The organism is Arthrobacter sp. UYCu712 (genome assembly GCF_040547005.1).
Taxonomy (GTDB): domain Bacteria; phylum Actinomycetota; class Actinomycetes; order Actinomycetales; family Micrococcaceae; genus Arthrobacter.
This window is the reverse complement of sequence record NZ_JBEPOZ010000001.1, coordinates 359,246-369,946: the sequence shown is the minus strand read 5'-3', so window position 1 is coordinate 369,946 and position 10,701 is coordinate 359,246. Positions and strand designations below refer to the sequence as shown.

Annotated in this window: 10 protein-coding genes; 3 read left to right on the top strand and 7 right to left on the bottom strand. The window is 67.8% G+C overall.

Going from position 1 to position 10,701, the window contains the following annotated elements; translation table 11 throughout:
• Positions 1-13: 13 nt before the first annotated feature.
• Positions 14-1,309, bottom strand: coding sequence for a CpaE/TadZ family protein (locus ABIB51_RS01825; protein WP_354184861.1), 1,296 nt, complete (start codon positions 1,307-1,309; stop codon positions 14-16).
• Entirely contained in the window at positions 1,306-1,950 is a 645-nt protein-coding gene (locus ABIB51_RS01820) for a hypothetical protein (RefSeq protein ID WP_354184859.1), read from the bottom strand. The genes ABIB51_RS01825 and ABIB51_RS01820 overlap by 4 nt, the downstream gene beginning before the upstream one ends.
• 152 nt (positions 1,951-2,102) lie before the next feature.
• On the opposite strand from ABIB51_RS01820, the gene ABIB51_RS01815 reads away from it, so the two are divergent.
• Positions 2,103-2,318, top strand: a complete 216-nt coding sequence (locus ABIB51_RS01815) for a helix-turn-helix domain-containing protein (protein WP_354184857.1) — start codon at positions 2,103-2,105, stop codon at positions 2,316-2,318.
• Between the two features lie 15 nt (positions 2,319-2,333).
• On the opposite strand, the gene ABIB51_RS01810 is transcribed toward ABIB51_RS01815, so the two are convergent.
• On the bottom strand, positions 2,334-2,906 hold the full coding sequence (locus tag ABIB51_RS01810) for a hypothetical protein (protein ID WP_354184855.1): 573 nt from the start codon (positions 2,904-2,906) through the stop codon (positions 2,334-2,336).
• Positions 2,907-3,069: 163 nt separating this feature from the next.
• Between ABIB51_RS01810 and ABIB51_RS01805 the strand changes: the two genes are divergently transcribed.
• Together ABIB51_RS01805 and ABIB51_RS01800 are read left to right on the top strand one after the other, a co-directional pair.
• The gene (locus ABIB51_RS01805) at positions 3,070-3,867 is read left to right on the top strand and encodes a LysM peptidoglycan-binding domain-containing protein (protein WP_354184853.1); all 798 of its coding nucleotides are present in this window, start codon (positions 3,070-3,072) and stop codon (positions 3,865-3,867) included.
• Positions 3,868-3,980: 113 nt separating this feature from the next.
• On the top strand, positions 3,981-4,517 hold the full coding sequence (locus ABIB51_RS01800) for an Rv3235 family protein (RefSeq protein ID WP_354184851.1): 537 nt from the start codon (positions 3,981-3,983) through the stop codon (positions 4,515-4,517).
• Between the two features lie 144 nt (positions 4,518-4,661).
• Here ABIB51_RS01800 and secA read toward each other — a convergent pair whose 3' ends face one another.
• From secA to ABIB51_RS01780, 4 genes are all read right to left on the bottom strand, one after another.
• On the bottom strand, positions 4,662-7,400 hold the full coding sequence (gene secA / locus ABIB51_RS01795) for a preprotein translocase subunit SecA (protein ID WP_354184849.1): 2,739 nt from the start codon (positions 7,398-7,400) through the stop codon (positions 4,662-4,664).
• 70 nt (positions 7,401-7,470) lie between these two features.
• Positions 7,471-8,739 carry a winged helix-turn-helix domain-containing protein gene (locus ABIB51_RS01790; protein ID WP_354184848.1) on the bottom strand — a complete coding sequence of 423 codons (1,269 nt, stop codon included), beginning with the start codon at positions 8,737-8,739 and terminating at the stop codon, positions 7,471-7,473.
• Positions 8,740-8,771: 32 nt separating this feature from the next.
• Positions 8,772-9,503, bottom strand: a complete 732-nt coding sequence (hpf, locus tag ABIB51_RS01785; RefSeq protein WP_354184846.1) for a ribosome hibernation-promoting factor, HPF/YfiA family — start codon at positions 9,501-9,503, stop codon at positions 8,772-8,774.
• Positions 9,504-9,646: 143 nt separating this feature from the next.
• Positions 9,647-10,636 carry a ComF family protein gene (locus tag ABIB51_RS01780; RefSeq protein ID WP_354184844.1) on the bottom strand — a complete coding sequence of 330 codons (990 nt, stop codon included), beginning with the start codon at positions 10,634-10,636 and terminating at the stop codon, positions 9,647-9,649.
• Positions 10,637-10,701: the final 65 nt, after the last annotated feature.

Here is a 10,701-nt window from a genome sequence, read left to right as displayed (position 1 = left end):
CCGTATGGCGAGCCTAACTCTTTGCCCGGACCTTTGCTGTGGAAGAAAATACAGAGGATTTACGGTTTCGCTGGACAGGTGCACAAACCAAATCCGCGATGGCCTTCCTGAGCGCCGAATCCGGGGCTGATTCGAGCAGCAGGGACCCGCTCAGCAGTGCCGCGTCAGCGGCCGCCGCGTCCGCCGGAAGGAAGGCGGAGACGGCAGGCGCCGGTCCGTAGCGTTCCCAGGCCTCGCGCAGTTGCCGCTCGGGCGCGCGCCCCACAGCGGCGGCCCGGACCTTGTTCATCACGACGAGGGGTGATGCCTCCGGGACGGCGGTCTCCAGCTGCACCAGGCCGCGGACCAGGCGCGGCACCCCGATGGAGTCTGCTGCCCCGACGGCGAAGACGGTGTCGGCCATTTCCAGACAGCGCAGGGTTGCGGCATTCCGGCGCGGGGCAACGCTGTCGAAGCTCAGCTCCTCATCGGCCTCCAGGCAGAAGCCGGTGTCAATAACCGTCACGTCGGCCAGCTCCCGTGCCCGGTCCAGCACAAGGGAGAGCGCAGCAGCGCGGAGCTCCGTCCAGCGGTCCGCCCGGGTGATCCCGGTGAGCACCCGGAAGGACCCGGACTTGGTGGCCACCGGCGTGGCGACCCTGAGCAGCGCCTCCCCGTCGAGCAGGCCCTGGTCCGCCAGCCTGCAGGCCTGCGCCAGCCCGGCAGCTTCATCGAGCAGTCCGAGCATGGCCGCCAGGCTGGCCCCGTAGCTGTCCGCGTCAACCAGCAGAACGGACTTGCCCTCCGCCGCGAGCTCCCCGGCAATGTTGGCGGCGACGAAAGTCCGGCCCGGCGAGCCCGCCGGACCCCAGACGGCAAGAATCCGGCCGGTTCCCGCACGTTGCGCCACACGCCCGGCACCGCCGTCGGACGGGTGCGGAATGGTCTCGGCGCCGGACGGGCCGGCCGCCGGCCCCGCCCCACCCAGCTGTTCCACCGCTCCTGTGATGCGGCTGGCAAGGGTGGCTGCATCGACACCCGGCGCCTCGGCGGAGACGCCTATCCCCCGCAGTCGGAGCATCTCCTCCGGGCTGTCCGTGAGCGCCAGCACAGCCACCCCGACCGCGGACAGCCGGTCCACCAGGGATGCCGTCAGCTCCTCGCTGCCCTCCGCGATAATGGCTGCCCGGGCCAGCCCGCTCTGGCAGGCGGCCAGCAGCTCCGCGAGTTCACCGCACCGCCGGACGACAGACACTGGTCCGTGGAGTCGCTCCAGCCCGTCCACCACGTCCTGGCTCGAGTGCCCGACGGTCACCACCGGAATGCTCATCGCGAGGTACCGCCCGGATTCCAGACCACCGAGATCTTCGCCTTGTTGGCCTGTGCCCCCAGCAGCCCGGGCATTTGACTGTCCGACACCAGGACCATCACGACCGTGGACCGTGCGGAGCCGAGGGCGGTGCTGCCGGGAGTGATCTGGGCGATTTCCGCACCCGGTAGCAACAGTGCGGGTTGGCTGAATCCGTTGCGGGTGTCCGGCAGTGCCACCCAGACATCCACGCTGGAGCCGGCCACGGCCTGGGCGGGAAGGGCCTCGTCGACGGTGACGGCAACCTGCTTGCGGTCCAGGAGGTCAATCCGGCCCGTGCTGTCACGCGGCACCAGCTGATCCTTGCCGATCCGTTGCACCGCGACGAGCCCTTCGGCCAGTCCTGTCTCCGGGGTCAGGTAGAGCTGCTCCACGTCGCCGAGGCGGACCTTGACCCGGTTCAGCTTGTCCGCGGTCAGTGTCTCGCCGACGGCGATTGGTTCCCGTGCCGCATAGGCCTCCGTGGTCTGGTCCGCGGCCCCCACGAGCGAGATGACGCCGGCCGCGGAGGCGAGCACGAGCAGGATGCCGACGAGGAGCCGGGGATCTTTCCACGAAGGCTTCTTCAGCCGTGCACCGCCGGCTACCGTGCTCACGCCCATGCGCCCACGCCCCCTGTCGTCGCCGTCCGGCCTGTGGTGCCGGGAACCCCCATTGTGACGGCTTGCAGGCACCGGCGGGAAGATGCAGAGCCAAACAAGTACAAATTGTGGATAACCGCACCAGATGAACCCATCGGTGGCAAAATGGAGCCATGCCCCGATTCCTGACCCTCGCAGACGTTGCCGAGCAGCTCCAGATCAACGCTCCGGCTGCCTACGCGCTGGTGCGCAGCGGCGAACTGAAGGCCATCCAGGTGGGCGGCCGCGGCCAGTGGCGCGTGGAGGAAAAGATGCTCGAGCAGTACATCGAGGAGCGGTACGCCGAGGCGAGCCGCATGATTGCCGAGGCTAAGGCCAGGAACGCCTGAGCCCCCGCGGCCCGGCTATGCCTCTGCAATCCGGGCCGATCTGAGGGCCGACAACGCCGCAAAGGGAATGGTCGCCATGCCGCGGACCGCGGCCGCGCGCCGGTCCTCTCCCTCCTCCGCCAGGGCAAGGTCCAGATAGTCGCGCCCCACTCTGTCGATCACGCCGTGGAGCGCGGCTTCCCCCGACGCACTTCCCGACGTCAGGACGGCGAGCCTCGTCCGGTCGCTCGCGAGTCCCCGGAGGGCGCTGGCCAGGCCGAGCCGCTGGCGCACCCTGGAGGGCTCGGTTATTGCCAGCCGGGAAAGCCCGAGGTACCGGACGACGGCCGAGTAGGGGATCAGGACCTGGTGCCGCGCCTCGTTGAGGACCAGCGCCTGGCTGCCCGCGTGGCTGAGGACGCCCTCGAACACCGTCCCGGAGGCAAGGTGCACACGGACCCGCAGTCCGAGTGAGCCGCGGAGCCTGTCTGCGAGTTCCACGGCCGCCGCTTCCAGACGAGCCCGCTCCGCGATTTCCGCCTCCAGGTCCAGCTGCCCGCTGGCGGCCAGCTGTCCTTCCAGATCTGTGAACAGGTCGTCCCAACGCATGGCGCCAGCGTAGGCGTGCCCTCAGCCGGGGTCAATCCACACGTCGCCCTCCGGCTCTGGACAAATCGGCGCATTCGGGATCACACTCTTTTAAACAGATCTAAATGCATCAAACGACCTCAAACGACCTCAAACATTGCGTGAAGTAGAAAGGGTGGCCATTGTGAGCAGTGCAGGAACAGCGCGCCGGAAAACCGGGCCCCGGCGTCTTCCGACCGCCGACGCCGCCATGGCCGGGGTGATTCTGCTGCTGGGCTGCGTCCTCGCCGGAACCGGCCACAGCCTCGTGCAGCGCTGGCGCTCAGGCACGGCGCGGCAGCAGTCCGTGGGGTTCGAGGACCAGCTTGGCATCTTCGCCAATACCACGGGCCTGATCGTGATTATGTGGTGGGCCATGTCGTTCACAGCCGCGGTAGCCGCGGCGTTGCTGGAACGCAGCGGACGGACCCGGGCCGCGGCGGCCACCGGCAAATTCAGCCCCGCTTTCATGCGGCGCCTCGCCCTGGCGTCCGTTGGAATCCAACTGCTTGCCGCGCCCCTGGCCACCGCCGGCACGCCGGCCCCCGGCCCCGACCCCGGTTCCCTGCCCAGGCCTGCGGTCTCCGCGCAGTGGAACCCCGCGACGGCGGCGGCTCCTTCCCCCGGCCCCTCGGGACATCACGCCGGTTCCTTGGGACCGGACCTCCGCCCGCAGTGGACCCCGCGCGCCCCGGCGATCGAGCCCGGCCCGCTGGCTGCGCGCCAGCTCAGGACCCGGGAGACCGCAGAAGTACGCGATGTTACCGTCCGCGCCGGGGACTCACTCTGGAGCCTGGCCGCCGCCCGGTTGGGACCGCTCGCGACCGACGCCGACATCGCCCGGGAATGGCCCCGCCTCTACCAGGCCAACCGGGCAGTCATCGGCGACAGCCCGCACGTCCTGCGTCCGGGACAGATACTCAGACCTCCTTCCGGAGGGTAGCGGCCCCGCCACCTTCGGAATCCCCGGCAGCAACCGGCCAACAGCAGACAGCAGGCAGCAGACAGCAGACAGCAAGCATCCAACAGCCACGAACCAACAGCAAAGGAAACGTCATGAGCGCACCCAGCGGGATCCGCGCATTCGCGGAATCCCCGGCTTCACCCCGCCACCCCCTCCGCGTGGTTCCCTGCGGCCATGCCGCGGCGTCGGACGGCCAGCAGCCGTCGTCGGCATTGGCAGCACCCGCCCTGACAGCAGTGCCTTCGCCGGCGGCAGCCGGAGCACACCTGACGGTCGTGGATGAGGGCCGGGAGATCTGCACGATCTGCCGGAGTACTGTCCAGGCCGCTGTCGAAGTCCTGGCCGGTACGCGGCCCGTGCAGCAGCTTGCCCGGCGGCTCGACCAGCGCTGCCTGGCGTCCCTGCAACACCGGGCGGCGCTGACACGGCGGGTGGCATCCGGGAACTCCCCCACCGCCGGACGGCTGCACCGCAACCCTTCCGTGCGCTCGGTCCGTGCCTGCAGGATCTCAGCGGACATCTACGAGGCCAGTGCCGTGGTGGTCGATGAGCTGCGGGTCCGGGCCGTGGCGCTTCGGCTGGAACGAAGCAAGCTGGTCTGGCGGGTCACGGCGCTGGAAATCGGCTGACTCCGCGGCCAAAGGCTGGAGTACAAGGTCTGGAGGACAAAGGGCTTGGGGGGCAGGACGACCGGAAGGAGGGTAAACGGGAGAGGACCGGAACAACAGTTCCGGTCCTCTCCTCTGTGCAGCGGCCTGGGCGGCAGTGGCTGGCTAGCGGCGCTTCTTCTTGTTCGCTCGGCGCGGGCCGTCCTGCGCCGCGGCCTTGGCCGGGTTGCCGGAACGGCCGGACGACTTGGCCTCGATGCGGGTCTGGGCTGCGCCGTCCTCGCCGGGGGCGGTGTACTGCAGCTGGGCAGGCTTCTCCGGGGCTTCCAGTCCGGCAGCGCGGATCTGCGGCTCGTGGTGCTCCGTGTGCTGTCCCTCGGCGTCCGCAATGACTACGTCCTCGGCCGGAGTCACCTCGACCTCGAGGTTGAACAGGAAACCGACGCTCTCCTCACGGATGGCCTCCATCATGGCCTGGAACATGATGAAGCCCTCGCGCTGGTACTCCACCAGGGGATCGCGCTGGGCCATCGCCCGGAGCCCGATGCCTTCCTTCAGGTAGTCCATCTCATAGAGGTGCTCCTGCCATTTGCGTCCGATGACGGACAGCACCACGCGGCGCTCAAGCTCGCGCATGCTCTCGGAGCCGATCGCTGCTTCACGCGCCTGGTAGACCAGACGGGCGTCGGAGAGGATCTCCTCCTTGAGGAAGTCCACCGTGATCCGGGACTTGCCGCCTGCTTCGTCGATCAGGTCGCGCGGAGTCACACTGACCGGGTACAGGGTCTTGAGGTTGGACCAGAGCAGGTTGAAGTCCCAGTCGTCCCCGGTGCCGTCGGAGGTGGCTTCCTCGATGGAGGCGCTGATTGTGTCCTCGAGGAAGAACTGGACCTTTTCGTGCAGGTCATCGCCTTCGAGGATGCGCCGGCGGTCGCCGTAGATGGCTTCGCGCTGGCGGTTCAGGACGTCGTCGTACTTCAGGACATTTTTGCGCTGTTCGGCGTTGCGGCCTTCCACCTGGCCCTGGGCCGAGGCAATGGCCCGGGAGACCAGTTTGGATTCCAGCGCGACGTCGTCCGGCACGGAACTGTTCATCAGCCGCTCTGCCGCGCCGGAGTTGAACAGGCGCATCAGGTCATCGGTCAGGGACAGGTAGAACCGGGACTCGCCGGGGTCGCCCTGACGGCCGGAGCGGCCGCGGAGCTGGTTGTCGATGCGGCGTGACTCGTGGCGTTCAGTACCCAGGACGTAGAGGCCGCCGAGATCGAGGACTTCCTCGTGTTCGTCCTTGACCGCCTGTTTGGCGGCTTCGAAGGCGGCGGGCCAGGCGGCCTCGTATTCTTCGGAGTTTTCTTCCGGGTCCAGTCCGCGCGTCGCCAGTTCGGCGACGGCGGTGAACTCGGCGTTGCCGCCGAGCATAATGTCGGTACCGCGGCCGGCCATGTTGGTGGCGACCGTCACGGCCGCTTTCCGGCCGGCCTGAGCCACGATGGCGGCTTCACGGGCGTGGTTCTTGGCGTTCAGGACCTCGTGCCGGACGCCTTCCTTGGCCAGCAGCCGGGACAGGTACTCGCTCTTCTCGACGCTGGTGGTGCCCACGAGGACCGGCTGGCCCTTTTCGTGCCGTTCGGCGATGTCCTTGACCACGGCGTCGAACTTGACGGCCTCGTTCTTGTAGACGAGGTCAGCCTGGTCGAGGCGCGTCATGTCCCGGTTGGTGGGGATCGCTACGACGCCGAGCTTGTAGGTGCTCATGAACTCGGCGGCCTCGGTCTCGGCCGTACCGGTCATGCCCGCGAGCTTGTCGTACATGCGGAAGTAGTTCTGCAGGGTCACGGTGGCGAGGGTCTGGTTCTCGGCCTTGATCTCGACGCCTTCTTTGGCTTCGATGGCCTGGTGCATGCCTTCGTTGTACCGGCGGCCGGCGAGGATGCGGCCGGTGTGCTCGTCGACGATCAGCACTTCGCCGTCGAGGATGACGTAGTCCTTGTCCCGTTTGAAGAGTTCCTTCGCCTTGATGGCGTTGTTCAGGAAGCCGATGAGCGGGGTGTTCGCGGATTCGTACAGGTTGTGGATGCCGAGGTAGTCCTCGACTTTTTCGATCCCGGCCTCGAGGACGCCGACGGTGCGCTTCTTCTCGTCCACCTCGTAGTCTGTCTCGGACTGGAGCCGTGTGACAACCTTGGCGAATTCGCTGTACCAGCGGTTGGTGTCGCCCTGCGCGGGTCCGGAGATGATGAGCGGGGTGCGGGCCTCGTCGATGAGGATGGAGTCCACTTCATCGACGATGGCGAAGTGGTGGCCACGCTGGACCAGCTCGGACTTGTCCCATGCCATGTTGTCGCGCAGGTAGTCGAAGCCGAATTCATTGTTGGTGCCGTAGGTGATGTCCGCGGCGTACTGCTCACGGCGCAGGGAGGGGTCCTGGTTGGACAGGATACAGCCGCTGCTCAGGCCCAGGAAACGGTAGACGCGGCCCATGAGGTCGGACTGGTATTCGGCGAGGTAGTCGTTCACGGTGATGACGTGGACGCCGTTGCCGGCGAGGGCGTTGAGGTAGGCCGGAGCGGTGGCCACCAGGGTCTTGCCTTCACCGGTCTTCATTTCGGCGATGTTGCCCAGGTGCAGGGCGGCGCCGCCCATCAGCTGGACGTCGAAGTGGCGCATGCCAAGGGTGCGGGAGGACGCTTCGCGGACGGCGGCGAACGCCTCGGGCAGGAGGTCGTCCAGCTTTTCACCGTCGACGTGCCGGGCACGGAGCCGGTCGGTCTCTTCACGCAGTTCGGCGTCCGTGAAGGTCTTGAAGGAGCTTTCCAGGGCATTAATGGAATCGGCATAGTTCCGCAGTTGCCGCAGGGTTTTTTTGTCACCCGTGCGGAGAAGTTTTTCGATAAGTGATGCCACGTGAAGTTGCTCCCAGTCTCAAGCTGCCGAATTCTGGCGTGTTTAGTCTACGGGAGAGACGCACAGCCGGTTACGCCTGTTCCCTCAGAGCGGATACGGCGTTTTCCGTCCCGCTGACGGCGTCCGCGAGCGCCGGCGCCAGGTCCCCTCGCGGTGAAACGACCACCCGGTCCAGTTCCAGCCACTCTGCCATGAGGTGGAGCTCCGCGGCGAGTTCGACGGCGGTATCGGCCGGCGCGCCCGGCTCGGCGTGGGCGGCCCTCGCCAGGAGGAGGCCGTTGGCGCGGTCGGCTTTGAGGTCCACCCGGGCGACGATCCCGGCGCGGAGCAGGAACGGCAGCACGTAGTACCCGAAGCGCCGCTTCGGCTCCGGGGTGTAGATCTCGATCCGGTAGTGGAAACTGAAGAGTGCCTCAAGCCGGCGGCGTTCGAAGACCAGCGAATCGAAGGGGCTCAGCAGCGCCCTGCCGGTGGCGGCCCGCGGTAGTTTCGCCTCGACGTGCCGGAACAGGGGCTTGTCCCAGCCGGCCACCGCGACCGGGAGCAGCCGGCCCGCGTCCACGAGATTCTGCACCGAGACGGCGGCGGCCTTCAGCGGAGTCCGGAAGTAGTCAGCGAAGCAGCGCACCGTCCCGATCCCGTGGGCCTGGGCGGCGGAGTCGATCAGCCGGTCCATTGCGGCCGCGGCGTCCGGTCCGGCCGCGCCAGGGCCCGCCGGGCGCGCCGGCACCGCCGGCACCGCCGGCAGGATCCTGGCAGTGAGGGTGTAGCGGCGTTCGAAGGAGTCCGTGCGGGACGCGGCGGAGATGAGGCCTTCCTCAAAGAGGTGCTCCAGGACCCGTTTGACGGCGTTCCAGTTCCAGCCCCAGTTGTCCTGCTGCCGGTCTTCCACGTGTCCCAGCCTGGCGGTGAGCTCGGCGGCGGTCATCGGTTTCCCGGCGGCGAGCGCTTCCAGCACCCGGGACGCGACGCCGTCCCGCAGTTCCGGGTCCATGGCGTGCGCACCCACCCATTTCCGGCTCTGCCACAGCACGAGGTCCTGGAAATGGTCGGGCCGGATGAAGCTGGCCTCGTGGGCCCAGTACTCCATCATGCGGCGGGGGTGGGTGCCGGCCATCCGGTGCAGGATTCCGCGGTCGTAGTTGCCCAGCCGGGAGAAGAACGGCAGGTAATGGCTCCGGGCCAGGACATTGACGGAGTCGATCTGGACGAGGTGCAGGCGGCCAAACGTACGGCCCACCGCCCGTGCAGTCACGGGGCCGGCGGGCCGTACTTTGTCCAATCCCTGGGCTGCCAGTGCGATCCGCCGCGCCTGCTGAAGGCTCAGCGAATCGTTCACCTTAGTCCCTTCGTCCGTTCGTCAGCACCAGCTTAGGTGCTGACGGGCTCATCCTCGGAACGGTAGGCGAGGATCTTTTCCTGCATTTCCTGCTCGGCCTTACCCGGTTCGCAGGTCTGGTCCAGCGAAATCACGCCGTAGGTCCATCCCTCGCGGCGGTACACCACGGACGGCGCCTTGGTCTCTTTGTCCACAAAGAGGTAGAAGTCGTGCCCGACGAGCTCCATGTTGTCGACGGCGTCGTCGAGCGTCAGGGACGCAGCGGTGAACACCTTGCGGCGGATCAACACGGGCGAGTCTCCGGCCGGGATATCATTCTCAACCTCATACGGCGATTTCTGGGCGGGGGCCTCCTTGGGCTCAAGCCAGTGGTTCGCCTCCTCGTAGATCGGCTCGGTGGTGCTGGCCGGCTCGAGGGTTGCCGTCGCCTCGGTGACGGACTTGGGGGTGTGCCTGCCGTGGTGGACCTTTTTGCGGTCCTTGGCCCTGCGCAGGCGTTCAAGAAGTTTGTTGTAGGCGAGATCGAACGCGGCGAATTTGTCTGCAGCGCTGGCTTCGGCACGGATGACGGGGCCGCGGCCCAGGACTGTCAGCTCAACCGTGAGCATCTCATCGGCTTGGCGTGCTTTGGTCTCCTTGGAGACCTTCGCGTCCACCCTCTGGACCCTGTCCCCCAGCGAGGTGATCTTCGAGATCTTCTCGTCGGCGTACTCGCGGAAGCGGTCTGAGACCGTCAAATTACGTCCGCTGATCATGAACTCCATAGTGCCCTCCAAATAACTTCGGTGACACGACGGCGGCACTTCCTGGGGTCGATCTGAATGACAGTCGAGCCCCTTTCCGAGCCGCTATCGACAGGTACATCTGTTCTTGGTACCCATCTTCGACGTTAGTTCATAGCTACCTCTTATTCATCCTTTTTTGGTTTATTTTTTCCCCTGCCGCCCGTCTCGCCTGCCACCATGCGATCAGCGGCGCCGAAGTCGGATGCGACCGGCGGGCGTGTCGCGGCGAGGACAACGGCGCCCAGGACCACTCCCCCGGCCTGCCGCAGGGCGCGGGCTGCTTCGGCCAGTGTGGCACCGGTGGTGAGCACGTCGTCGACGATAATGCACGCCCGTCCGCGGGGTTCCGGGGGCCACAGGCCGCCCCGTGTGCGCATGGATCCGCGGACCCGCCGGGACCGGGCACCGCGGCCCAGTCCCTTCTGCCCGCCGGCCGGCCGGCGGAGGGCGACACTGCCGTTCCCGTCCCCGCCCCTTCGCGCTCCCGCCAGCGGCCCCGCCTTCCGGAGTGCGTCGACGACGAGGGGGCCGGACCCTTCGGCGGCCCCCGACGCCCTGTAAGAGCAGGATCTCTTGAGCAACAGGTGGACGGGGCTGAAGCCCCGTTTCCGGTAGGCGCCGTTGCTCGTGGGGACCGGCACCAGCCAGAGTCCTGCCGGGTCGCCCGTGGCGGCGCTCACGGCCCCGGCGAGGGCCTTGGCCAGCACGTCGCCGAGCTGCGCCTGGCCGTGCCGTTTGAAGGACAGCACCGCTTGCGCCAGCTCTCCGCGATAGACGCCTGCCGCGACGACCGGAAGCAGCACGGTCCCGTCCATGTCCATCAGGGCCGGCGCCTGCGCCTCCGCCCGGAACGGGTTGCCGGTCAGGAGCCGGATCTGCCGGGCGCAGGTGCCGCAGAGCGCCAGGTCCTCCGTCCCGCAGCAGACACAGTCCACGGGAACGGCGAGGGCCAGCAGTTCAGCCGCGGCAGCCGCTGCCCGGTCCGCCAGCCGCAACGGCCCGGCGGGATAGTCGTCACGGTGTCTCGCGGCCGGGGGCTCCGGCGAAACCAGGTCAGGATCCGCGGCGCGCCGCCGGCCTTTGCCGCCGGTGCGTTCCTTGTGCCTGCCCACCCGTCAAGGATCGCCCGGCGCCGCCCGCGGCGACAGCGGCCGGGACAGCTATGTGGACAGCCCGC

Bases quoted from the DNA above. Each gene is read 5' to 3' on its own strand.
- ABIB51_RS01825 (WP_354184861.1), bottom strand. From the start codon at position 1,309: ATGAGCATTCCGGTGGTGACCGTCGGGCACTCGAGCCAGGACGTGGTG.
- ABIB51_RS01820 (WP_354184859.1), bottom strand. From the start codon at position 1,950: ATGGGCGTGAGCACGGTAGCCGGCGGTGCACGGCTGAAGAAGCCTTCG.
- ABIB51_RS01815 (WP_354184857.1), top strand. From the start codon at position 2,103: ATGCCCCGATTCCTGACCCTCGCAGACGTTGCCGAGCAGCTCCAGATC.
- ABIB51_RS01810 (WP_354184855.1), bottom strand. From the start codon at position 2,906: ATGCGTTGGGACGACCTGTTCACAGATCTGGAAGGACAGCTGGCCGCC.
- ABIB51_RS01800 (WP_354184851.1), top strand. From the start codon at position 3,981: ATGAGCGCACCCAGCGGGATCCGCGCATTCGCGGAATCCCCGGCTTCA.
- hpf (WP_354184846.1), bottom strand. From the start codon at position 9,503: ATGGAGTTCATGATCAGCGGACGTAATTTGACGGTCTCAGACCGCTTC.